Origin of the sequence: Sorangium sp. So ce1153, assembly GCF_051521595.1 — a bacterium.
Lineage (GTDB): Bacteria > Myxococcota_A > Polyangia > Polyangiales > Polyangiaceae > Sorangium.
Window position 1 is genome coordinate 9,890,994 of sequence record NZ_CP150361.1, and the last position, 24,836, is coordinate 9,915,829.

The 24,836-nt window shown below is 73.9% G+C and carries 14 protein-coding genes; 10 read left to right on the plus strand and 4 right to left on the minus strand.

Annotation, left to right across the window (positions count from 1 at the left end; translation table 11 throughout):
* Positions 1-7: 7 nt before the first annotated feature.
* On the plus strand, positions 8-1,057 hold the full coding sequence (locus WME85_RS35645) for an FG-GAP repeat domain-containing protein (RefSeq protein ID WP_437827551.1): 1,050 nt from the start codon (positions 8-10) through the stop codon (positions 1,055-1,057).
* Here WME85_RS35645 and WME85_RS35650 read toward each other — a convergent pair.
* The 3 genes from WME85_RS35650 to WME85_RS35660 are packed head-to-tail and all read right to left on the minus strand — an operon-like array spanning position 1,014 to position 5,198.
* Positions 1,014-2,846 (minus strand): hypothetical protein, encoded by a 1,833-nt coding sequence (locus WME85_RS35650; protein WP_437827552.1) that lies wholly within the window; start codon positions 2,844-2,846, stop codon positions 1,014-1,016. The genes WME85_RS35645 and WME85_RS35650 overlap by 44 nt on opposite strands.
* 12 nt (positions 2,847-2,858) lie before the next feature.
* Positions 2,859-3,497 carry a hypothetical protein gene (locus WME85_RS35655; RefSeq protein WP_437827553.1) on the minus strand — a complete coding sequence of 213 codons (639 nt, stop codon included), beginning with the start codon at positions 3,495-3,497 and terminating at the stop codon, positions 2,859-2,861.
* Between the two features lie 15 nt (positions 3,498-3,512).
* Entirely contained in the window at positions 3,513-5,198 is a 1,686-nt protein-coding gene (locus WME85_RS35660) for a protein kinase domain-containing protein (protein WP_436622006.1), read from the minus strand.
* A gap of 301 nt (positions 5,199-5,499) precedes the next feature.
* On the opposite strand from WME85_RS35660, the gene WME85_RS35665 reads away from it, so the two are divergent.
* From WME85_RS35665 to WME85_RS35705, 9 genes are all read left to right on the plus strand, one after another.
* On the plus strand, positions 5,500-6,741 hold the full coding sequence (locus tag WME85_RS35665; RefSeq protein WP_437827554.1) for a hypothetical protein: 1,242 nt from the start codon (positions 5,500-5,502) through the stop codon (positions 6,739-6,741).
* A gap of 380 nt (positions 6,742-7,121) precedes the next feature.
* Positions 7,122-8,819: a serine/threonine protein kinase gene (locus WME85_RS35670; RefSeq protein ID WP_437827555.1), complete on the plus strand. Its 1,698-nt coding sequence runs from the start codon at positions 7,122-7,124 to the stop codon at positions 8,817-8,819.
* A gap of 259 nt (positions 8,820-9,078) precedes the next feature.
* Positions 9,079-11,766, plus strand: coding sequence for a TonB-dependent receptor domain-containing protein (locus WME85_RS35675; RefSeq protein WP_437827556.1), 2,688 nt, complete (start codon positions 9,079-9,081; stop codon positions 11,764-11,766).
* 8 nt (positions 11,767-11,774) lie between these two features.
* Positions 11,775-13,307, plus strand: a complete 1,533-nt coding sequence (locus tag WME85_RS35680; RefSeq protein WP_437827557.1) for a hypothetical protein — start codon at positions 11,775-11,777, stop codon at positions 13,305-13,307.
* 166 nt (positions 13,308-13,473) lie between these two features.
* Entirely contained in the window at positions 13,474-17,112 is a 3,639-nt protein-coding gene (locus tag WME85_RS35685) for a S8 family serine peptidase (protein ID WP_437827558.1), read from the plus strand.
* A 45-nt stretch (positions 17,113-17,157) separates the two neighbouring features.
* Positions 17,158-19,539, plus strand: a complete 2,382-nt coding sequence (locus WME85_RS35690; protein ID WP_437827559.1) for a protein kinase domain-containing protein — start codon at positions 17,158-17,160, stop codon at positions 19,537-19,539.
* Positions 19,540-19,742: 203 nt separating this feature from the next.
* Entirely contained in the window at positions 19,743-22,460 is a 2,718-nt protein-coding gene (locus WME85_RS35695; protein WP_437827560.1) for a vWA domain-containing protein, read from the plus strand.
* 154 nt (positions 22,461-22,614) lie between these two features.
* Entirely contained in the window at positions 22,615-22,857 is a 243-nt protein-coding gene (locus tag WME85_RS35700) for a hypothetical protein (protein WP_437827561.1), read from the plus strand.
* 323 nt (positions 22,858-23,180) lie between these two features.
* On the plus strand, positions 23,181-23,924 hold the full coding sequence (locus tag WME85_RS35705) for a high-affinity nickel-transport family protein (RefSeq protein WP_437827562.1): 744 nt from the start codon (positions 23,181-23,183) through the stop codon (positions 23,922-23,924).
* 147 nt (positions 23,925-24,071) lie between these two features.
* Here the strand turns inward: WME85_RS35705 and WME85_RS35710 are convergent, their stop codons facing one another.
* Positions 24,072-24,833 (minus strand): response regulator, encoded by a 762-nt coding sequence (locus WME85_RS35710; RefSeq protein ID WP_437303531.1) that lies wholly within the window; start codon positions 24,831-24,833, stop codon positions 24,072-24,074.
* Positions 24,834-24,836: the final 3 nt, after the last annotated feature.

A 24,836-nucleotide genomic window follows, 5' to 3' on the forward strand; every position in this document is an offset into this window, starting at 1 on the left:
GCTGACGATGGGCGTTCTGCTCCTCTCCTGCGTCCCCTGCACCAGTTCCTGCACCAGCGATCATCAGGTTTCTCCCTGGGGCGCCGCGCGCAGGCCGCCCCTCGCCGCGTACATCGCGCCCCCGGACCTCGACGCGCAGCTGCGTGCCATCGACGTCGAGGCCGACGAGCTCGGGCTCGAGCTCGAGGTCGAGCTCCGCGGCGCGCTGCCGCGCGGCCAGGGCGAGGTGGTGCTGCGCGGCTACGCCGGCACCGACGCGCTCGGACGCCGTACCTCGGCGGTCCGCGTGGCGACGCCGCGGGGCGTGGTCATGGCGGCGGGGCCGCTCGACAGCGGGCGCGTGGACCGGAGCCAGGCCACCCAGCTCGTGCCGTCGCTCCTGCCGGGCGAGGAGCCGGACGCCACGGAGCAGCTCGGGGTGTTCCGCTCCGGGACCGATCTCAACGGGGACGGCGCCCCGGACGTCGTGCTCAGGAACGAGGCTGGCGAGCTCGAGGTGTGGGCCGTGCATCCGTTCGGCGCCGGCGCGGCCCGGTACGCGGTCGAGCTCGCGATGCCGCCGCGGTTCGCGCTCGACGTCGATCAGGATGGAACGCTGGAGCTCGCCGCGCGGACGCGGAGGAGAGAGGGAGATCCCATCGCGCCCGATCTCCTCGACGTCGCGAGCTTCGAGGGCGATCGCTACACGCACCGGGGCAGCGCTGCCCGCGCGTTCCACGCGGCGCGCGGCGTGGAACTGGAGCGCCCGGGCGGAGGCGGCGCCGGACAGGGCAAGCGACAGGAGCCGCCGCAGGACGACGCCGCGCGCCTGCGGCGCGCGCTCGAGCAGGCGTGGCACGCGCTGCTCGCGGGCAGGCCGGCGAAGGAGACGCTCGCGGCGCTCGACCGGGAGCCGGTGCCGCCCGCCCTCCAGCCGGCGTTCTCGGCCCACCGCGCGCTCGTGGCGAGCGTGGTCGAGGTCGACCCGGCCGGCGCGCCGGCCGGGGAGGAGCCGCGCGGCGCGGGCGGCGCGCCTACTCGTCCGCGGGGAGCATCGGAAACGCCTGACCGAAGGTGACGACGATGTCGCCCGGGAGGGAGTCGGGCTCCCGGTAGCCGCGCGTGAGCGGGAAGCCCCAGTCGGCGCGCATGACGACGCGGTTGAGCTGCGGGAAGAGAGCCCGGATGCCGAAGCCCGCCGACTGCTTGAGGCGCAGCTCGCCGTAGCCGTCGAAGGCGTCGCCGGCGTCGAGGAAGGCCGCGCCCGCGATCTGGCACGACCAGATCTCCAGCGGGCGCGTCCGGAGCTCCAGGTTCGCGGACAGCACGTCCTCGCCGATTAACGCCGCCGTCGGGTACCCGCGGAGGCGCGTCTCGCCGCCGAGCTGCGAGCGCCGGTTCAGGTAGTTCCTGTAGCGGTCGAGCAACCGCACGTCGAAGACGAGCCGCCCGAGGCCGAAGCTCGGCGTGTGCACGCGCGCGCGCGCCTCGATCGACGCGTCGAAGATCTGGGACCGATCAAACTCGGTGATGGTCTCGACCACCGCGCGCGCGAGGCCGTCGCCGAGCGCGACCGTGTACGCCGCGGCGGCCGAGACGCCGAGGAAGCTCCGGGTGGAGTTGAGCGCGGTCGTGACCGGGTAGATCGCGATCGAGAGCTCGTGCCCCAGCCGGTAGTCCTCCTGCAGCGCGAGCGTGTTGAAGTCGAGCACGCGCGAGAAGCGGGTCGAGTACGTGGAGTACTTGAACGTCGGCGCGACGCGGGTGTCGCTCACCGGCATCTCGCTCTCCTCGAACTCGGCGATCGCGGCGGGGGCGACGCCCGCGGGCTGGTCCAGGCGGTAGACCTTGCGGCTCGCCTCGAGCCCCACCGAGATGTCGTGCTTCACGCCCGAGGACCTCGGGGCGCCGTCGCGCGCGCCGCGGCCGCCGAAGCTGCGCGTGACCGTGTAGGCGCCCACCAGGAGATCGCTCCGGTAGCGGTACGGGATGCGGTCGTTCTCCGGCGTCGCCGCCGCGTCGAAGGTGGCGAGCTTCGTGCCGATGAAGCGGCGGGTCACCTCGTCGCGCCAGGTGATCTCGGCGCCCCAGGCCCACTTCGCCTCCGTCGCGTAGAGCGGCTGCCCGTACACGAACGTCCCGCTGGAGCCCTCGAGCGCGCCGGTCTCGCGCTCGACGATCGCGTTCAGCTCTGTCCGCAGCCGCACGTGGCTGCCCCCGATGCGCGGCATCGCGTAGGCGACGCCGAGCGAGAGCGCGCCGGGGTCGAGCGCGAGCTGCGCCGCGATGGCGTGGTGGATGCCGAACAGGTTTTGCTCGCTGGGCTGCAGGAACAGGTACTCGAGCTGCCCGCCAGCGAAGCGGTAGTTCGTGTTGAGTCGGAGGCTCCAGACGTCCTTGGTGGCGACGACGACCCGCACCCGATCCGGAGCGCTGCCCCGCGCGGCGAAGACGAGGACGAGCGACAGCTGGCTGAGATCGCGCAGGATGCGCGCCGACTCGTCGGCGAGCGCCTGCTCGTAAGGGTGCCCGACCGCGAGCAGCACCTCGCGCCGGATGACGTACCGCCGCGAGAGCACGTGGAACCAGTTGAGGAAGGCCGGGGCCGGGTCGCGGTCCTCGATGACCTCGAACGGGACCACGTCGACCCCCTCGACGATCTTGCCCTCCGGGGCAGGATCGAGCGTCGCGCGGAGGCGCGCGAGGGCGCGCTCGATCGTGGCGCTCTCGTAGCTAGAGTAGCCCTCGCGCGCAGCGGGAGCGGCAGGCGCGGCGGGCGCGCGCTGCTGCGCTTGCGCCGCGCTCGCGAGGAGCGCTCCGGAGAGCGCGAGCGCGCAGCGCGCCAGCACGATCGATGCGCGGCGCAAGCTCCGCTCGCCTCAGAAGGACTCGCTGGCGGGGTACGTCGCCATGACGTTGACCTTGTACTTCACGTACTGGTGCGGGATCGTCCCCCAGTCGGGCGTCGGCATCGCCCGCTTCACGCAGCGGAGCAGCTCCTTCGTCTTCGCGCGGCTCACCGTCGTCGACTTGCCGACGTAGAGGTTCGTCCGCTTGCGCCGGAAGTCCATCTCGAGGACGAAGCTCACGGTGGCGCTCGTCTTGCCCGTCGGCGCGCACTGGACGTTGTCGCGGATCGCGCGCGAGAGGGCGTCCTCGAAGAAGGTGACGTGATCGCAGCGATCGGGCGGCGTGCTGCCCGGGCCGGGGTTCTCGCAGCGGATCGTGGTGAACGGCGAGAGCGTGACGCCCTCCGGCAGCGCGGCGCCCGCGTCCGAGAGCGCCCCCGCGTCCCAGGCGTAGGCGCCGGCGTCGGCCATCGCGGCGTCCGCGGACGGGATCGACTCAGGCCTCGGGCGGCGCCAGAGGTAGAGCGGCACCGCGACGAGGATGAGCCCCGCGACGAGCGCGATGATGATCTGGAGCCGCACGGGGCGCTCGCTGCCGCCGCGACCGAGGTAGCGGTAAGGCGAGGGCTGAGACGGCGGGCTGGAAGGGAACGGAGGCCGGCTGTTCATCGGACGCGTTCAAGTTCAATCGATGAGCGTCCGCGCCGGGCGCCCGGGCTCGCCCTTCACCAGCGTCGCGCCGAGCTCGAGCGTCTCCGGGAGCATGCCCTGAACCTGCGCGACCACCTGCTCGACCACGTGGCGGGCCTCGTCGATGCTCGGGCCCACGATCGAGACGACGAACTTGAGCGGCCCCGTCCGGCCCGCGACCGCGGGCGTGAGGCTGAGCAGGAGCATCTCGGTCAGGTCGATCACCCGCTGCGCCGCCTTCCGCAGGGCGAGCATCTCGAGGATGGTCGGGCGCTCGCTCACCTGGCGGTTCGGGCCGCGCAGCTCGTAGCGCGCGACCTGCATCGGCACCTCGGCCCAGTCGGCGAACAGGCCGTCCTCGTCGATCGCCTTCATCAGGTGCTCGCGCACGAGCAGGCCGGTGAGGCCGTCGCGCTTCGCGAGGTACTGCTTCGCGCGCCGGTGCTGCGGCGAGTCCGGGCCGAAGGTCACGAGCTTCATGCGGCACTCGCCGACCTGCACCTCGCCGCCGTGCAGCAGCGAGACCTGCGACTTGCGCTCGTAGTTGAAGTCCGCGTACGTGCCGTTCGTGCTGCCCTGATCCTCGATGAGCCACGAGCCCGTCTGCCACTTCAGGATCGCGTGCGCCCCCGAGACGGTCGCCTCGGGCACGCAAAGGCTCTGATCGCTGCGCCGGCCGAGCGCGAGCTTCGTGTCGTGAAGCGGGAGCAGCGAGCCGACGATCTCCGGCGCGTTCGTCGCGTACGTCACGAGCAGCGACTGCGCCCCGGGGGTGAAGTTCAGCTTGAGCGCGCCGCCGGGCGGCGGGCCCGGGTCGAGGCGCTCGCGCGGCAGCTGGATCGGGCTCGTCGTGAGCTGCGACGGGTTGAAGAAGCGCATGTGCCGCGCCTGCGGCCGCATCCCCGGATCCTCGTTGAGGCCGCGGAAGATCTGCCGCACCTCGTCGATCGACAGGCCCGCCGGGACGTCGAACATGATCTGCTGCTTCATCGTCTTGAGCCGCGGCTTGTAGCCGGGCTCGGGGACGCGGCAGGTCCACATCTCCCAGAGCGTCAAGGCCATCGCGTACACGTCGTCCTCGGGGCTGGCGCCGCCGTTGCGGAGCCGCTCGGGAGACATGTAGTTCGGCGTCCCGCCGTCGGGCGGCGCGCCCGGGCGCCGCGCCGAGGCGCGCGCGCGCTCCTGCGCGAAGCCGAAGTCGAGGATCACCGCGCGCCCCTCGGAGACCATCACGTTGCCGGGCTTCAGGTCGCCGTGGACGAGGCCCTGCGCGTGGATCGCCGCGAGGCCGTTGCAGACCTCGCTCGCGATCTTGCGGAACTCGTCCGCCGTGTAGCCGCCCTGGGCCTTGCGCTTGCGGATGTGCGTGTGGAGCGTCTGCCCGGGGATCTGCTCCATCACGAGGATGGGGCCCCAGGGGCTCGGCGCGAGGTCGTGCACGCGGCACACGTTCGGGTGGCCGACCGAGCGCGCGAGGAGGAGCTCCTGACGGAGCGCCTCGTCGTCGCCCGGCATGCGCGACTCTTCGCGGACCACCTTCAGCGCCACGGTCTGCTGCGTGGAGCGATCGAAGGCCAGGAAGACCTCGCCCATGCCGCCTTTACCGAGGCTCTGACGGATGTCGTAACGATCGTTGATGACCGTTCCGGCAGTAATGGGAGGGGGAGGTGTCTTGGTCACGGCCCGCGGTGGATCAAAAGGAGCGCGAACCGGAGCGTGCCCGACACCGGCTGCGGCGCACAGCGTCGTCCATCTGAACGTGGAGCGCAACGGTCGTTCTGGGGGATGGGCAGGACTCAGCGAAAGAACCCGGCCGCGCCGCTGGTTTGGGCCGAGATCGCTCCTCCGGACGTCCTGGCTGCCGGGATCTCTTGACGATGGCCGAGGATTTGTTTACGCGAGTCCGCCAGCCCGGCGGGTTCGCCGGCGCGCGCCGGCGCTGGCGACGCGAGGCGCGCCGGGCCAGCGAGCCGGTGGAGCCGTGAAGCCCGGCGCGGGCGCGGAGCCCGGGACGGGCGCGATCAGCGGACCGCAGCGCCGCGGCCCCTCGGAGGCAACGATGCGCTGGGACGGCTGGATCCAGGAGAGACGAGCGAGCGTCGCCGCGGCGGCGCTCTGCGCGGCGGCGACGACGCTCGCGGCGGGCTGCGGCGATGACGGAGGCGCCGGGACGGCGTCGGGCGGCGACGGCGGAGCGAACGGCGACGGGTGCCTGGACGCGCGATCGCACGAGGCGCTCTTCTCGCTGGTCGATCCCGCGTGGTGCGCCGTCGGCGTCTACACGACGGACGAGGAGATCGGCTTCTCGTCGGTGACGTGGGGGCGCCACGGCGGACCGATGTTCGCGCGGAGCGACGCCGAGGGCGCGGTGGAGATCGTGCGGCTGACGCCGCCGGTCGGGGCCAGCGGGGCGCTCACCGCGGCGCGGACGAAGGTCGACGCCGGCATCCCCGACGGCGCCTTCTTCGGCGGGCAGGCGCTGGATCTGCCCTTCTTCGACTGGACGGCGATCTCGTGGACCAACGCGTTCCCGGACACGCTCGGGGAGCTGCAGCTGGTCGAGGACGGCGCGGTGGCGGAGCGCTACGAGGTGAACGGCTTCTTCTCGGCCGCCGCCGTCGAGGGGCGCCTGCTCTACACCGGGCTCTCGCCGCTCGGCGAGCCCGCCGCAGGCTCGAGCGGCCTCTATGCAGCCGACCGCTGCGGCTCCGCGGGGCAGGACGCCCGGCTCGTGCCGGAGGGCGACGCGAGCTGCGCGGCGCCCGCCGCCGTCGCGACGTGGGGCGACAACTCCGGCGCGATCGCCGCGGATCAGCGCGGCGACGTCTTCGCCGTGCTCGCGTCCGCGGACGGGCAGCAGGAGGCGCGCGGCTTCGCGGCCGGCGCGATCGCGCGCGGCGCCGATCCGACGGACGGCGACGTGCTCTTCACGCTGCCCGGCGGCGGCATGAGCCTCGCCGCCCTCGCGCCCGCGCAGGACGCGCCGGGCCTCGTCGTCTTTCAGCCCACCGACCCGGCGACCTACGAGGCCCTCGCGCCGATCGCCGTCGCCTTCAGCGATGACGGCGGTCGCGTGCGCGCCGACGGCTCCCCGGCGGCGCTCGTCGAGCTCGCGAAGGCAGGCACGTCGCTCTCGCTGCTCACCGACGAGGCGAACCGCCTCTGGATCGGCGGCCCCCTGCCGGACGGTGGGTTCCTCTTCGCGGTCGCCGTCCGCCGCTGAGCCCCGCGCGCTGGTCACCGCCCCCGCGCTGCGCCGCCCCGCGCGCCGCTCACCGCCCCGCGCTGCGCCCCGGCGCGCTCCGTCCGCGACCACCCGACCACGCAGCGCGACGCGGCTCACTCCGGCCCGCCGACCTGCGTGTCACCCACGTTGGTCACCCGACAACCACGTGCACCCCGGCCGCCGGCGCTCGACGCCACGCAGCCGCGCGCCGCGCTCACCGACCGTCCGGACGGCAGCGCACCGCGCTTCGCGCATTTCCTGCGTGTATCGTGGCACTGCAGATTGACACCCCAGAGTCGCCTCAGTCACACTGCCTTCGAGGCGGCTGCTGTGTGTCCAATCTTCACCTCCTCACGCTGCCCGAGGAGAGGCACGACATGCCTGATGGCCGACAGGGAGACGTTACCGGCAGCTCGAGGCCCTCGAGGGCTGCCGCGCCGGACCCGCTGCTAGGGCGTGTCATCAACGGCCGCTTCAAGGTCGTCAGCGTCATCGCGCGCGGGGGCATGGGGAAGGTGTACCGGGCCGAGCAGGCGCCGCTCGGCCGCATCTGCGCGCTCAAGGTGCTGAGCCCCAAGTACGACGGCGACCACGACCCCGAGTTCCACAGGCGCTTCTTCCTCGAAGCGTCGACCGCGGCGAAGCTCACGCACCCGAACACGGTCACCGTCTTCGACTACGGCCACAGCGACGACGACATCTACTACATCGCGATGGAGTACATCGAGGGGAAGACCCTCCACCGCGTGCTCCGCGAGGAAGGGCCGTTCCCCGAAGCCCGCGCCGCGCACATCGCCCGCCAGATCTGCCGGTCGCTCCGCGAGGCGCACGGGCTCGGCGTCGTGCACCGCGACCTCAAGCCGGGCAACGTGCTGCTCGTCGACCACGAGGACGAGCACGACCACGTGAAGGTGCTGGATTTCGGGCTCGTCAAGGACACCGAGAGCGGCGAGAACCTCACGCAACAGGGCCTGTTCATGGGCTCGCCGAAGTACATGGCGCCCGAGCAGATCACCAACGGCGACGTGTCCGCGCGGACCGATATCTACGCGCTCGGCGTGATGATGTACGAGATGCTGACGGGCCATGTCCCCTTCGACAAGGGCGCCAGCGTCGGGACGCTCATGTCGCACGTTCACGATCCGGTCCCGCCCATGCAGACGCGCAACCCGGACCTCGCCATCTCGCAGACGATGGAGGGGATCGTGTATCGCTGCCTCGAGAAGGACCCGGCGCAGCGCTTCTCCTCGATGAACGAGCTCGTCGCCGCGCTCAAGTTCACCGCCGGCGGCATCTCCACGCGCGACACGGGCGAGACGCTGCCCACGCGGTCCGGCGCGACGAGCCACCGCCCGTCGGTGCCCTCGTACCCGTCCATGCCCTCGTACTCGACGACGGGCGACTTCCCTGGCCTCTCCACGCCGAGCTCTGCGCCTCCCACGAGCTCCACCCCCACGTACACAGGCCCGCTCGCCACGGAGACCGCGCTCAAGGCGCCGACCGCGCCCACCTTCGTCGCGCCATCGATCACGGACTCGATGGGCCCCCGCCCCGCGGCCGCCGTGGAGGGGCTCTCCGCGACCCAGCCCGGCGCGAGCCCGGGCCGGAAGGTCGCCCCATGGGCGATCGCCGCGGTGCTCGCGGCCGGGCTCGGCGTCGCCGCCGTCGTGACGTCGCGCGCGCCGGCCTCGCAGACAGGCGCGCTCGCGCGCGAGCCCGGCCCGGGGAGCACGCCGCCCGCGGAGACGGCGTCGCCCGCGCCGCTCGCGCCCGCAGCCCGCGCGCTGCAGGTCGAGAGCACGCCGCCCGGGGCGGCCGTCAGGGAGGGCGCCAAGGAGCTCTGCACCGAGACGCCGTGCGAGATCATCTGGCGAGGGACGGCGGCCGCGCTCGCGTCGGAGCACGAGCTCGTCTTCGAGAAGAAGGGCTACAAGCCCGCGACCGTGCGCGTCTCCGGCGCGGAAGAGAGGGTCCGGGCGAAGCTCGACCCGGCCGCGACCCCGGCGCCGTGGCCCCCGAGCAAGCCCAGGGCGAACGTCCAGAAGAGCGAGCCGTACAAGAGCAACCCGTACTGACGAGCGCGCGGACGCGCGCCGGCCACTCTGTTAGAGTCCGCGGCGCTCTCGCGTTTGCAGCCTCGTGACACCGCCGCAGTGGCCTCGCTCGCGCGAGGGGCGTACCGGGCGCTCCCCTCGCCGATGACGTGTTCGATGTGATGTGGGGAGCAGCTCCACGGAGGCTCCCGAGCTCCTGCCGGGATCGCGGTCGCGCCCCGGCCTTTGTCGCCGGGGGACGATCGCTGTCCCCCGGCCCGCTTGAGGACAGGGCGAACCCATGTCGTCTTCCGATTCCCGCTCGCAAGGCCGCCGCGACGCCGGCACGGCGCTCCCCCCGACGAACGACGGCGGCTTCCCGCGCGCGGCGGCGCCGCGCCGCAGGACAGCGCGGGCGGCGCTCGAGCGGAGGCTCTCCGCCTGCGCCGTGCTCCTCGGCTCGGTGACCGCCGCGAGCGGCGCGCTCGCCGACGCGCGCACCGAGGCGCGCATCCACTTCCGGGCGGGCATGGAGCTCATCGCGCAGAAGCAGTTCGACGAGGGGATCCGGCAGCTCCAGACGGCGAACGAGATCCTCCCGCACCCGAACGTCGTCTTCAACATCGCGCGCGCGCACGCCGAGGCCGGCAACATCGAGCAGGCGCTCGCCGCCTACCGCGAGTACATCGCGAGCGACCCTCCGGACCGGGAGCAGGTGACGCGCATCGTGGCGCAGCTCGAGCAACGCCTCGCCGCGCAGCGCGCCGCGGCGAGCGCCGAGCCGCAGCAGCCTTCGCAGCCGCCGGCGCCCGCGCCGCAGCAGCCCGGGCCGCAGCAGCCCACCACGAGCGGCGCGCGCGGCCAGCCCACCGCGGGGCAGCCCGCCGCGGGGCAGCCCGCTCCGCCGCGCGCGCGGGCAGCCCCCGGCGCGCCGGCCGCGATCGCGAGGCCGGCGCCGGGCGAGGGGACCGCCGACGCCGCGGGGATCGTCGGGGCCGCCCGCACCGAGGACGTCTACCAGGAGACCGTCATCACCGCGTCGCGCGGCGCCCAGAGCCCGCTCGACTCGCCGAACTCGACGACCATCGTGACCCGCCAGGACATCCGGCTCTCCGGGATCACCCGCATCCCGGAGCTGCTCCGGCGGGTCGCGGGCATGGACGTCATGCAGATCACGGGCGGCGACGAGAACGTCTCGATGCGCGGGTTCAACAGCCGCCTCGCGAACAAGCTCCTCGTCCTCGTGAACGGGCGCACGGTCAAGAACGACGTGCTCGGCTCGACCTTCTGGGAGGCGCTCTCGATCGACGTCGACCAGATCGAGCGCATCGAGGTGGTGCGCGGCCCGGGCTCCGCGCTCTACGGCGCCGACGCCTTCGCCGGCATCGTCAACATCATCACGATCGAGCCCGGCGCCGGGAAGAGCGGCTTCCGCGCCGGCTACGGCGATCACCAGCAGGGCTACGGCTCGGTGTGGGCCTCCGCGCGCGAGGGCGACTTCGCCTACCGCCTCTCCGCGGGCTACACCCGCTACCCGCGGTGGACGCGCGAGGTCGCGAGCGATCGCATCGACCTCGAGACGAGCGTCCAGAACCAGGACATCGGCGCGCAGAACGTCCGGATCGACCTCCGGGCCTCGCAGCGGCTCGGGCCGCGCCGCGCGCTCGACGTGGGCGCCGGCTACTCGCGCAGCGAGCTCGACATCTACGGCATCGGCCCGTTCAACGACTACAACCTGGAGGTCACGAACGCCGACGTCGCGGTCGCGTACCGCAGCGAGAACGTCAACGCGCGGACGTACTACTCGAACCTCGACGGGTACTCGCTGCTCAACGCCGCGTACCTCGGGCACACGCTCTACGCGGGGCGGCCGCAGCAGCACATCGTGAACGCCGAGCTCGAGTTCGTGAAGACGCTCCGGGCGCCCGCGCCCGTCGTGCACGACTTCCACATCGGCCTCGGCTACCGGCTCAAGGCGACCGAGTGGAGCTACCTCGACGACGACATGCCGATCGAGCACCACGGCTCGGTCTTCCTCCAGGACTCGATGAAGCTCGGGGAGCGCGTCACGATCGTCGCCTCGGGGAGGCTCGACTACGTGCCGTACCTGGAGCGGCTGATCCCGTCGCCGCGCGGCTCCGTCATCGTCAAGCCGACCGCGCGCCAGGCGATCCGCCTCTCCGGCTCGACCGCGTTCCGCTCGCCGACGTCGCTCGAGGCGTACGTGGATCTTCCGATCCAGCTCGCGCTGCCCGGCCTCGAGCTGCTCTCGACCACGAGGCCGCCGGTGAGGTCCGACTTCATCATCGATCCCGAGCAGATCATCACCGCCGAGGCGAGCTACCTGAACCAGCAGAGCGACTACTTCGAGTTCGAGGTCACCGCGTACTACAACCGCGTGAGCGACCTCATCGCGCTCGCCGAGCCGGAGCGCACGACCCTCTCGCAGCGCGCGCAGGGCGTCGGGGGGCTGAACCCGGAGACGGGGCGCTACACCTCCGGCCTCGGCGGCTTCGAGAACCAGTGCGACATCTACCACGTCGTCGGCGGCGAGCTCGGCGGCCGCGTCTACCCGGTCGAGGGGCTCGATCTCTTCGCCAACTACGCGCTCAACCTGTCGAAGCAGCAGCGCCCGGACGGGTGCGACGCCATCGAGGACCGGCGCACCAGCCGGCACAAGGTGAACGCCGGCGTCCAGGTCCGCTCGCCGGTCGGCGTCGACGGCGAGGTCACGCTCCACTACCAGTCGTCGCAGGCGTGGGCCGAGCAGGTCCCGGCGGGGACGGTCATCGCGACAAGCGTCTACCCGCTGCCCGCGTACACGCTGCTCAACGCGCGCCTCGGCTACCGCTTCCTGAACAACCGCGCCGAGATCTCCGCGACCGTCTTCAACGCGCTCGACGGCCTCGGCGATCAGCCGCTGCAGATGCACCCGTTCGGCAACCGGATCGGGCGGCGCTTCATGGGCTTCTTCCGGTACTCACTCTAGGCACCCCCATGCTCGGACCCAGCCTCCGCACCGGACTCCTCCTGCTCGGCGCACTCCTCGCGGTCTCACCGGGCTGCGAGGAGGTGGACGTGTTCATCCCGCTGCCGGAACAGAGCGGCCCCGCCGGGGTGCTCGACGGCACGGTGACGTACTCCGGCCCCCGGCCCTGCACGAAGGACGGCCACGTCGTCGGGGCCGCGATCGTGCTCGGCTTCGACACGCGCCTCCTGCCGCCGCCGGAGGGGCTCGGCGCCTCGGCCGCGAGCATCGACGTGATCACCGGCGACGAGCTGTTCGGCGGCCTGGGGGCGGCGCTCGATCCGGCGCCCGACGGCGCGCTCCGCTGCCCCGCGCCGGACGCGCCGCCCGTGACCGTGAGCGCCACCTGGAGGATGTCGCCGCTGCCCGCCGGCACGTACCAGATCCGCGGCTTTTACGACCGCGATGGAGATTTCGACCCCACCTTCAGCATCGCCAACCTGCCGAGCCAGGGAGACGTGGCCGGCGGCGCGATCGAGAACGCGACCGAGGTGCTCGGCGGCGCAGCCCCGCGGTACCGCGAGGTCACGCTGGCCGCCCCCATCCCGGAGACGGGCGCGCGCATCAGCGGCATCGCGGTCACCCTCGGCCTCCCGCTCCCGCTGGAGCGGCCGGTCTTCCACGTCGCCGAGGTGCTCGCGCCGCCGTCGGGCGTCACGGAGAGCGCCGGCGAGGTGGTCATGGCCTCCGACTTCCAGCTCGACGTGTTCAGCCCTGCCGCCCCCGCGGAGACCGAGGCGTCGCTCCTGCGCCTGCGGCTCGCGGCCGGGGTGCCCGGCAAGGAGGCCGCGAGGGCGGCGGCGCCCCCGCTCTCGCTGCCGGTGGGCGGCGACGCCGCGCCGACCCTCACGTACGCGCGGCAGGACGTGAACGGCGACGGAGCGCTCGACGGGAAGGATCACGTCCCCGACTCGCCCCTGATCCCGGCGCTCTTCCCGCTCTCGGTGTTCTCGAAGCTCGAGGGCGACAGCAAGCTGGTCAGCCAGGCCGCGCCCGCGGTCATCCTCCAGGGGCTCACGATCTACGAGGACCTCCTGACCACGGCCGGGCAGATCGGCTCGGACGACCTGAACGACCCGAAGGAGAGCGCCCTCGTCGGCGTCCGGCCCGCGGCGCTGTGCATGCACCCGACCGACCCGGCGCGGGGGGGCGTCCTGGTCATCAGCCACGCGGAGGACCGGGAGGGCAACCCCATCATCGCCGAGGAGGGCGCGGCCGACGTCGAGGAGGCGCTCTCCCGGCAGTTCGGGCGCGCGATCAAGATCGTCTACGGCTGCCTGCCCGAGGGGCGCTACGCGCTCAACCTCATCTACGGCACCGGCCAGGCGTGGACCGTGCCCAACGAGGCCGGCGTCTGCGCGCCGTCCGAGCCCGCGCCGTCCGCCGAGATCTGCGGCGCGCGGCCGCGCCTCGCGTCGCAAGACGCCGTGCTCCGCGTCGGCCCCCCGGACGATCCGGCGTACTGCGCCGAGCACCCCACCCCCGCGCTCTGCGCGCCCTGAGCACGCCGCCGCGCTCGTCCGATCGCAGCGGGAAAGATCAGCGCAAGCCGGGCGCAATCAGGGCGCGACCGCGCGCGACCCCGCGCGAACCGCGCGGCGGGAGCGCCGATTTCCTGCTGAAAGCGCCGGTTGCCTCGCGCGCATGGACCGATGGTAGGTTCCCGGCATGCGCTGCGCTCGCTTTCCCTCGCTTGCTTTCCTGGGGGCGCTCGGGGGCGCCGCGGCCGGCGCGCTCGTTCCCTCCGACGCGTCGGGCGACTGGCCGCCCCCCACCTCGGCCGACGCGTCGGACATGGCCGATCCGGACTACTGGCCGACCGACCCCGAGTACGGCACCTCGGCCACGCAGAGCGGGCAGTGGAGCCACTACTCCTTCCTCCCGACCCCGAGCGGGCGCTTCCGCCCCCGCCCGGAGGAGTCCGCCGCCGGCATGTCCGTCGATCTCGCCTGGCGCTTCACCCAGGGGGATCCGCGCGTCAGGATCGCGATCACGGACTCGGGGATCCTCTGGGAAGACGGGGATCTCGTCGACAAGGTGTGGCTCAACCAGGGCGAGCTCGCGGCCCACAAGCCGCAGCACGCGGACGGCACGCCGTGCGGCGGCGACGGCGAGCTCGCCGGCTTCGACTGCAACGGCGACGGGATCCTCTCCGCCTCGGACTACAAGGACACGCCGACGCTCACGCCGGAAGGGTCCGCAGGGCGGCCGAGGGGCGACAGGAACGAGAACGGCCGGCTCGACGCCGGCGATCTCCTCCTCCACTTCTCGGACGGGGCCGACGACGATCGCAACGGCTACGCGGACGACATCGCGGGCTGGGACTTCTTCAAGAACGACAACGACCCGTTCGACGACACCCGCGACGGCCACGGCACCGAGGGCGCGAAGACCGCGGCGGCGCAGACGAACAACCAGCTGGGCGGCGCCGGCGTCTGCCCGCGCTGTCGGCTGATCCCGCTGCGCGTCGGCGACAGCCGCGTCGCCGACGCGCAGGACCTCGCGAAGGCGCTCCTCTACGCGACCGACAGCCGGGCCGACGTCGTGCAGTGCCCGGTGACCGCGGTCGACAGCACCGGCTTCCTCCAGGAGGCGCTCGACCACGCGCACAGCGAGGGGACGCTCGTCGTCGCGTCGGTGGGCAACACGGGCTCGCACCACCACAGCGCGCCCGCGACGAGCAACCACGCGCTGCCCGTGAGCGCCGTCCGCTTCGACGGCCAGAGCGTCACGACGTCGACCACGTTCCTCGACGCCTCTCCGTGCTCGAGCTTCGGCGGCAACAACCTGCTCGCCGTGTCGAGCCCCGGCTGCGCCAGCGACGCGACCGCCGGGATCGCCGGCGTCGCGGGGCTGCTCTACGCCGCCGCCCTCGAGGGCGACGTCACGCTGACCGCGGGAGAGGCGCAGGCGCTGCTCATCGCGACAGCCGACGACATCGACGTGCCGGAGTCGCGAGAGCCGGGCTCGGCGTACCGCTTTTCACAGCCGAACTTCGATCAGCGGTTCGGCTACGGCCGCGTCAACGCGAACCGCGCCGTCGAGGCGCTCCGCGAGGGGCGCTTGCCGCCCTCGGTCGACCTCACGGCGCCGCGGTGGTTCGAGGTCCTCTACAAGGATCAGGTCCAGGGGCCGGTGCCCATCGAGGGCACCATCTCGGCGGCGCGGGCGAGGTCCTACGACTACGTTGTCGAGTGGGCCGCGGGCGTGCAGCCGCTCGAGGCCGACTTCAGGGCGATCCGCAGGGAGGAGAACATCGCGCCGACGGTCGTCACCGGCAGCGACGGCCCGCTGGCCTCGCTCGACGTGCGCACCATCGACACGTCCCACGCGCGCGACCCCGACAGCCCCCACGGAGAGAACGACCGCGCGATCACGGTGCGCGTCCGCGCGTTCGCCCACTACGGCGGGACCACGGACGAAGTGCAGGGCGAGGCGCGGCGCACGTACTACGTCGACAGCGACCCGACGCTCGTCGAGGGGTTCCCCTACCTCGTCGGCGACAGCGGCGGGGGCAGCCCGAAGCTCTCGGACATCGACGGCGACGGCCTCCGCGAGATCGTCTACCCGACGGCCGACGGCGCGCTGCACGTGCTGAAGGTGACGCCGAAGGGGCCGATGCAGCTGCTCGACTTCCCGTTCCGGACGCGCCACGCCGACGGCCTCGTCGAGCCCGCGCCGGCCGAGGGCGTGCCCTTCTACCGGGACGCGCAGGCGTACAGCGACGTGGACTGGGAGCTCGGCCGCGAGCCGATCCTGAGCGCGCCCGCGATCGCGGACCTCGACGGCGACGGCGCTCAGGAGATCGCGATCTCCACCTGGCCGGGCACGATCTACGTCGTCGGCGCGGACGGCGGGGTCAAGGACGGGTGGCCGGTGCGCTTGCCCGAGGTCCCCTCCTGCTCGCTCGATCAAGGGGCGCCGGCGGGCGCGCCGTGCGTGCCCGCCGGCGCGCGGATCGCGCGGGGGGCCCTCGCGTCGCCGGTCCTCGCGGACCTCGACGGCGACGGCCGGCTCGACGTGATCCAGGCGGCGTTCGACGGCAAGGTGTACGCGTTCGACGCCGGGGGCGGCGCGCTGCGCGGCTGGCCGGTGGAGGTGCACTACACAGGGCCGCTCGCCCAGGAGCCGGCGCCGAGCCGCCTGCTCGCGACCCCGGCCGTCGCCGACTTCAACGGCGACGCGCTCCCCGACCTGCTCGTCGGCTCGACCGAGCGGCTCGGCACGGACGGCCCCGCCGGCGCTGTCTACGTGCTCGACGCGCGCGGCACGGCCGCGCCCTCCGGTCCCGTGCTCGCGGGCTGGCCCGTCACGGTGCCGTCGCTCTCGCTCGGCCCGCTCGCGGAGGGGATCACGGCCTCGGGCGTCGTCGGGCAGTTCGACGGCACGCTGGCGGGCGTCGTCCAGGGCAACGGCGCGCCGCCGCTCGTCCTTCCGGCCTCGCCCGGCGCGCAGGAGGAGCTCCTGGCGACGCCCGCGGGCGCGCTGCCGCGGGCGCGGGCGGGCGCGCAGGCCGGGCTCGATCCGACGTTCGGTCCCCTCTCGCCCGCCGCGGGCGCCAGGACGATGATCCCGCTGCTCTCGCAGCCCGCGCTCGGCGACGTCGATCAGGACGGCACCCCCGACGTCATCGCCTCGGGCGCCACCGAGGCGACCGCGATCGCCCTCACGGGCGCGCGCGGCGCCGGGCACTCCGGGCCCCACCTGCTCGCCGTCTGGAGCGGCAGGTCGGGCGCGATGCTGCCGCGCGCCCCCTTCGTCCTCGAGGATCACACGCTGGGGAACAGCCAGGCGGTCGTCGACCTGAACGGCGACGACTACCCCGAGGTGCTGACGGGATCGAGCGGCTACTTCCTGCACGCTTTCGACGGGTGCGGCCGGGAGCCGCGCGGGTTCCCCAAGTTCACCGGCCAGTCGATCTCCACGACGCCCGCCGTGGGCGACGTCGACGGCGACGGCAGGCTCGAGGTCGTGGTGGGCACCCGCGACGGCTGGCTCTTCGCCTGGCACACCGAGGCGCCGGCGGACGCGCTCGTCGCGTGGGAGAGCTTCCACCACGACAACCGGAACACGGGCAACCTCGAGACGCCGCTCGGCCAAGGGAGCGCGCGGCGCGCGGCGCGCCCGCTCACCGTGGACATGTGCGAGGCGCGGCAGCCGGACCCGCTCATCCTCCGGCTGAGCGGCGGCTGCGACTGCGCGACCCCGGGGGGCGAGCCGCGGCGCGGGCCGGGCGATCGCGGCGAGGGCGCGGCGCTGGGGGCGATGCTGGTCGGCGCGGCGGCGCTCTGGCGCAGGCGGCGCTGAAGCCCCGCGCCTCCCGCCGCCCCGGCGAGGTACGCTGGCGATGCCATGACGCGCAACGTCCTGCTGCTGGAGCCCATCCTCACCGAGCGCGACTACATGGCCGAGGTGCTGCGGGACGCCGGGTGGTCGGTCTGCACGCCCCCCGGCGCGCGCCCCACCCCCGAGGACTGCGCGGCCGCCGACGCCATCGTCGCGGACCTCGACAGCGCCGTCGGCCAGGGCTGGATCCGCGCTGTGGACCCGACGCCGCCGCCCGCGCGGCTGATCGTCACATCCCGGTTCCGCGCCTTCCTCGAGCGGCTGCGCGGGCACGAGCAGGTGGCCGCGGTCGTTCACAAGCCGGTCACCGCGGAGGCGCTCCTCGACGCCCTGCTCCCGTCGAGGAACGACGTCGCCACCCTGAGCCGCGTGGCGGCGGACGGCGCGGCCGACCCCCTCGACGACCCCGCGCGCGACGCCGAGCTCGAGCGGCGAGGCCTGCGCAGCACGACGCCCGACCCCGAGCTCGTCGCCGTCGCCGAGCTCGTCGCGCGGGGCGTGGGCACGCCGGCCAGCGTCGTGACGATCGTCGACTCCGCGAAGCAGATCTTCATCGGCGCGACCGGCCTCCCCCGCGACCTGTCCATCGCCGGAGGGACGCTGCGCTCGTGGTCGTTCTGCCAGCACGTCGCGCGCGACAACGCCCCGCTCATCGTCGAGGACGCCCGCGAGCACCCCGTCCTGTCGGACAACCCGCTCGTGGCCATGAACCTGGTCCGGTCCTACGCGGGGTTCCCCGTCGTGCTGGAGGGGGTCGGGGCCGTCGGGAGCGTGTGCGCGGTCTCCGGCGAGCCCCGGCAGTTCGACGCGGGGAGCATCGCGACCCTCCAGCTCGCGGCCAGGCTCGTCAGCGAGCAGCTCGCGCGGCGCTCCGGGCTGGCACCCCAGCTGACCGAGCCGAACCAGCAGCCGACGTCGCCGGGCGCGCCGGAGAGCGCCGAGGCGCCCGCGCGGGGCGACGGGGGCGAGCGCTGCGCGCGGCTCGCCCCCGGCGATCTCGTGGACGACAAGTACTGGATCACCGCGATCCTGGGCGAGGGCGGGCAGTCGCAGGTCTACCTGGCGCGCGAGAAGCTGCTCGGCCAGCTCGTCGCGCTGAAGGTGCTGACGCAGCCGGACGACGGCTCGCTGCTCCGCGAGGCCGAGGCGCTCGTGCGGCTGAGGCACCAGAGCATCGTCCAGCTCTACGGCTGGGGGCAGCTCGATCGCGCGCGCATGTACCTCATCCTGGAGTACGTCGAGGGAGAGACGATCCACCGCCACATCGTCGACCGCGCGCCGCAGGGCGGGCTCATGCCCTTCCACCAGGTCCTCGCGGTCATCCGCCAGATCGCGGGCGCGCTCGCGAGCATGCACGCCGAGGGGTACGTGCACGCGGACGTGAAGCCGGGGAACATCCTGCTCGACACGCGGATCGAGCGGGCCGTGCTCATCGATTTCGGGCTCGGGCTCCGCCTGGGCAGCCAGAGGCCGCACCTCGTCGGCGGGACGCGCGGCTACGCGGCGCCGGAGCAGATGATCCCCGGGGCGGCCCGCCCGGAGCCGGCGCTCGACACCTACGCCCTCGCGGCGGTCACCTACGCCATGCTGACGGGCAGGGCGCCCTTCGAGGCCGCGAGCTCGTACGGCATCCTCGCGATGCAGCAGCGCGGGGAGGTCACGCCCGCCTCGCGCGCGCGGCCGGGGCTCTCCCCGAGCGTGGACGCCCTCCTCTCGCGGGCGCTCGATCCGGAGCCGTCGCGGCGCTTCACCTCGTCCGTCGCCTTCGCCGACGCGCTCGCGGCCGCGCTCCTCGCGAGCCCCGGGGAGCGCGCGCAGGGCCCGATCTCGGCGCCGCAGGACGGCGTGCCGCAGAGCCGCGGCCTGGCCTTCCGCCTCTGCAGGGCCGAGGTGGCGCGGCGGCTCGGCGAGAAGGGCGAGGCGCGCGTGCTGGGCGGCCTCGCCCCCGCGGACCGCGAGGCGCTCGCCGCGGCGACGGACGACGGAGCGCTCTACCCGGTGGCGCCCTTCGTGGCGTACCTGCGCGCGCTCGACGGCGAGGTCTCCGTGAGCGCGGAGGCGCTCGGCGGCGCGCTCGCGAGCGCGGCGCTCACCGAGATGCTGCGCAGGCTCCAGGTCGCGCGGACGCCGGAGGCGCTGCTGGAGATGGCCGGGCCGCTGCTCCGCCGGTTCCACGCCTGGGGACGCGTCCAGTTCGAGCGCACCTCGACCCACAGCGCAAAGGTCGAGCTCTGGCTGCCAGAGGGGCTCGCGCCGGTGATGTGCCGCTACGTGAGCGGCTTCCTGCGGGCGCTGCTCGCGACGTCGGGGCGCTCGACGCGCCTCCTCGAGCTGCGCTGCGGGTCCGGCTGCGCGGGGGCGTGCGTGCTGCAGGTGGGGTGGAGCTGATCGCGCCGCCGCGGTGACGCGGCGCCGGCGCGCGGCGCCGCCCCATCGGCCCGGAACCTCGCCGCGGGGCCGCTGTCTCTCAGGGCGCGAGGGACGGCTGGCCGCCGCGGCCGGAGGGCCTCGCCGCGAGGGCGCGGGGCGACGCGTCCTCCACCGCATCCAACGACGCCAGCGCGCCGCTCTCGCGGCGCACAGGGAGATCTATGCGCAACGCGAACACGACGCGCGCCGGGCGTGGCGACGACGCGGCGACCAACGCGACGACCGACGCGACGACCGACGCGAACCCCACGGCCGCGGGGCAGCCCGACGCGGCGAGCACCTGCGAGGCGACCGAGGCCGCCGTGCGCTCCGTGGAGATCCTCATCTCCTGGGGCGCGACCGTCCTCTTCGTCCAGCACCTGACGCCGCCGCGCGCGCTCGACGCCGGCGAGCGGCGCGACGACGGCCGCCCGTGCGACGTGTTCCTCCCCGAGCGCGTGCTCGGCGCGCGCCGCGCGCCGCTCCTCGAGGTCGACCGCGCGGGGCGCGTCCGCTTCGTCCTGCTCGCCGCCGCGACCGGGACGCTCGCCCTGGGCGGCGCGCCCGTGTCCGCCGCCGCGGCGCGGGAGCGGCACGCCGGCGCGACGCGCGCGGACGTAGAAGGCGCGGTGCTCGTGCCCCTCCCCGCGCACGCCCGGATCGACGTCGAGCTCGGGGGCGTGCGGATCCAGGTCGGCGCGGACGTCGCCGCAGGCGAGCGCGTGCGCCGCTCGCTCGTGAGCCGCAAGAGCCTCGCGCTGCACGCCGCCTCGGCGGCCCTGCACCTCGGGCTCCTCGGCGCCCTCGCGCGCTGCGCGCCGCCCCTCCTCGACACGTCGTCCGGGATGAGCGCGGAGCGGATCGCGCTCGTGCAGCAGTACCTCGCCTCCGCGGACGAGCGCGAGCTGCGCGCATCGCCCGAGCACGAGCTCGCAGCGGAGCCCGCCGCGGACGCGAAGGAGGGCGGCAGCGGGACGAGGGCGAAGCGCGAGGAGGGCTCGATGGGCGACCCGCGCGGGCGCGCGGAGGCGATGGGCAACCGGTGGGGGGTGACGGGCCCGATCGACAGCCCCGATCCGCACGTGACGCGGGCGGAGGCGCTGCGCGACTCGGCCGAGTTCGGGATGATCGGCTTGCTCAACGCCGGGGCCGGCGGCGACCCGAGCGCGCCCACGGCGGCGTGGGGCAACGACAGCCCGCCCGGAGGCGCGGGCTTCCCCCTGCACGGCGTCGGAGACGCCCGCGGCGGCGGTGGGCTCGGCCTCGGCTCCGTCGGGACGATCGGCCACGGGGCGGGCGCCGGATCTGGCCAGGGCTTCGGCAGCGGGCACGGGCGCCCCGGCGGCTCCGCGCCGTCGATCGCCGCGCCGGGCGACTACGCCCCGCACGCCGAGGCCCCCCTCGATCCGAACGGCCGCTTCGCCACCACCTACCGGCCCGGGGGCGGCCACCTCGCCGCGTTCGAGGCCGCCCTCGCGCGCGGCGTCGTGCCCGCGGAGGAGCGCGAGCTCGTCAGCGACGTCGGCGCCCGCTACGCCCCGGTGATCCCGATCGATCCCGGCAAGGCGCTCGGCCTGCGGACCGACCTGGAGCGGGCCGCGCTCGCCCCCGGCGGCGGCGCCTTCCACATGCGCCTCGCGCTCCGCTCCTCCGCCGTGGCGTCGCCCGCGCGGCCGCACCTCTCGGTGCACCTCGTCCTCGACACGAGCGGCTCGATGGCCGGCGCGCCGATCGACGGCGCCCGCCGCGCGGCGCAGGCGCTCGTCGACCGGCTCGCGCCGACCGACGACTTCTCGCTCACCACCTTCTCGAGCGAGGCCGAGGTGATGATCGAGGACGGCCCGGTGGGCGCCCGCCGCGAGGCGATCCGCCGCGTCATCGCCGGGCTCCGCGAGGGCGGCGGCACGAACATCGGCGCGGGGCTCTCGCTGGGCTACGCGCAGGCGGGCCGGCCGGACATCCCGGAGGACGCGGTGCGCGTGGTGCTGCTCCTCTCCGACGGCCGCGCCACGAGCGGGCTCACCCACGGCGGGCGGCTCGCGCGGCTCGCGCTCGACGCCTTCCAGCGCGGCGTCCAGACGAGCGCGCTCGGGCTGGGCGACGACTTCGACGGTGAGCTCATGAGCGCGATCGCCAGCGACGGGGCCGGCGGCTATTACTACCTGCGCGACCCCGAGCAGATCGCGCCGGCGCTCGCCACCGAGCTCGACCGGCGCCTCGACCCTGTCGCGACAGCCGTCGAGGTGCGCGTGCGCCTGAAGGGCGGCGTCGACGTGCTCCGCGTCTACGGCTCGCGGCGGCTGAACGACGCCGAGGCCTCCCGCGTGCGCGCCCAGGAGATCGCGGCGGACATCGCCGCCCTCTCTCGGGACCGGATCGCGGCCGATCGCCACGAGGACGCCGCGGGCGGCATGCGCTTCTTCATGCCAGTGTTCGCGCGGGATGACCGGCACGCCCTGCTGCTGAAGCTGAGGGCCGGCCCGGGCGTGGGGAAGCGCACCGTCGCGACCGTCGAGCTCAGGTACAAGGACCGCACCTCCAGGAAGAACGTGATCGAGGAGATCCCGATCGAGGTGCGCTATGCGGACAGCGACGCGGCGAGCGCGGCGTCCGTCGACGCCTCTGTGGCGCGGACTCTTCAGGGCTTCGCCGCGGGCGAGTCGCTCGCCGAGGCGGCGGCCCGTGTCGGGCGAGGCGACCGCGACGGCGCCGCCGCGCTGCTCGCCGAGCGCGAGGGCATCCTCCATGAGGCCGCGGCCCGGCTGAACGAGCCGCTGTTCCTGGAGGACGCGGCGCGGTTAGCGCGCCTCCGCGCGCACATGGGCGCAGAGCAAGGCCTCGGCGATCCGCTCGTGCTCGCGATGCTGCTGGAGACGGCGGGGCGATCGCACCTGCATTGATGCGCGATCGCCGCGCGCGCACGGGCGGAGGCGCCGGTCAGGTGGTAGGCTGAGCGCGGCCATGACAGAGAGAGTCTCATCGACCGGTCGCGCTGCGCTGCGAGAGTCGCTTCTCCAGTTCTCCGCCTTCGCCGACGCGCTCGAATCCCGTTCCATGCGCGAGGCCATCGAGGCCTGCATCACCGTCCTGGACACCCCCGGCCCTCTCGACAGACGCCTCCTTGCCCCGTGGCTCAAGGTCGTCCACGAGCGCGCGGCAGAGGTCTTTCGGCGCGGGATCCGCGAGACCTCGGGGACGCTGCGCGCGCAGATGATGCATGGCCTGAAGCAAGCCGAGGAGGACGCGATCTGGATGCAGCAGGCCATCGACGCGCTGAGTCGAGACACCGCGAACTGACATGCTCGGTTGAACAGCGCCGCTCCTGACGCTGGGTACAAGGAGTCTGTATTCCTCGAGGCGAGCTGGAAGAAGCGCAGTGCGCCAGAGGACGATCGCTGTTTCCCTGTCATGGATGAGCGCGCCAGAGAGGCCGCGCTGATCGGGTGTCTCCGGATTGACCTGGTGAGCTCGCCAGATCTCCTCTTGTGATGACTGCGATGAGCCCGCGGCCGGCGTGACCGGTCGCGCTGGAAGGCCGGCTGTGGCCGGTTGCGCTGGAAGATCGGGCCACCGTACGCCGCCGTAGCACGGTACGCGCGGTCCGTGCTACGAGACGGGGCATGCTCGCCTCGGCGTTTCCGCTGCTGCTCCTCGGGTTCTCCCTCGGCATGCGCCACGCGACCGACGCGGATCACGTGATCGCCGTGGCGACGGTCGTGAGCCGGGTGCGGAGCCTCGGCGTGGCGCTGCTGATCGGCGCGATGTGGGGCCTGGGCCACACGCTCACGCTGATGATCATCGGCGGCGCCATCCTGCTGTTCGGCCTCGTGGTGCCGCCGCACGTCGGCCTGGCCATGGAGCTCGCCGTCGCGCTGATGCTCATCGGCCTCGGGGGGTACCACCTGACGCGGCTCCGCCGGGCGGCGCGGCGGGGCGGGTCGCGCGGGTCGCCGGGACACGCGGCCGAGCACCGCGACGGCCACCGGCACGACCTCGGCTGGGTGGACCGCGCGTTCGGAGCGTCGCGCGTCTACGTGAGCCTCCGGCCGCTGCTCATCGGCGTGGTCCACGGGCTCGCGGGCTCGGCCGCGGTGGCGCTCCTCGTGCTCACCACGGTGCGCGACCCGCGGTGGGGCGTCGGCTACATCGCGCTGTTCGGCGTGGGCACGGTCGCCGGGATGATGCTGATCACGGGGGCGCTCGCGGTGCCGTTCGCGTTCACGCGCGCGCGCTCCAGCGGGATGCACAACGCGCTCGCCGCGGTCGCGGCCGTCGTCAGCGTGGGCTTCGGCCTGTTCCTGGCCTACGATATCAGCGTCGGGTCCGGCCTGTTCACGGCGAACCCGCAGTGGACGCCCGGCTGAAGGCGCCCGGGCCGACCCTTCGTCGGCTCGATGACGGACAGGCCACCTGCCCTCGCCAGGCCCGCGGCGGAACCGTGGCGGGGAGCTCGGCGCTCCTCGCCGCGCCGACGTCGGTGAGCTCACTCCAGCTCTCCCTGCTCGCGCCGCTCAGCGGCTCGCGGCCGACCACGCGCGCTCGGCCTCCCGCGGCGGCGCCGGCGCGATGTGCGCGTCGATCTGGGTCAGGAGCCAGTCCATGAACTCGTCCTTCATGATCGTCTGCGCCACGTGCAGGTCGGTCCAGACGGGGGCGCGCGCCGCCGTCCGGTCGCTCGTCTGCACCACGACCGGGATCGTGCAGAACCGCACGTCGTCGCGCATCGCGCGGATGAGCTCCACCCCGTTCATCACGGGCATGTGGACGTCCACGATGGCCAGCGCCACCGCCTCGGTCGAGAGGAGCGCGAGGGCGTCGCGCCCGTTCTCGGCCTCGCGCACGACGAAGCGCGGCTCGAGGATCATCCGGTAGCACTCCCGGATGCTGGCGTCGTCGTCCACGACCAGCAGGGTGACCCCCTCGGCGGCAGCGCCGAGCACGCGCTCGACCGCGGCCCGGAGCTCCTGCATGGTGACGGGCTTCTCCACGTAGCCGGCGACCCCGCGAAGGATCGCCTCCGCCGGCTTGTTCACCGCGGAGACGAGCATCACGGGCACCCGATCGCGCGACTGCACCAGGCGGCTGAAGGTGAAGCCGTCCATCTCGGGCATCAGGAAGTCGGTGACGATGAGGTCCGGCTTCCACGTCCTGAGCAGCTCCAGCGCCGCGCTCCCGCTGCTCACGGCCCGGACGTCGTGCGCGGCGCCCTCCAGCGCCTCGGCCATCCACGCGAGCGTCCCCGAGTCATCGTCGATCACCAAGAGCTTGGCCATGGC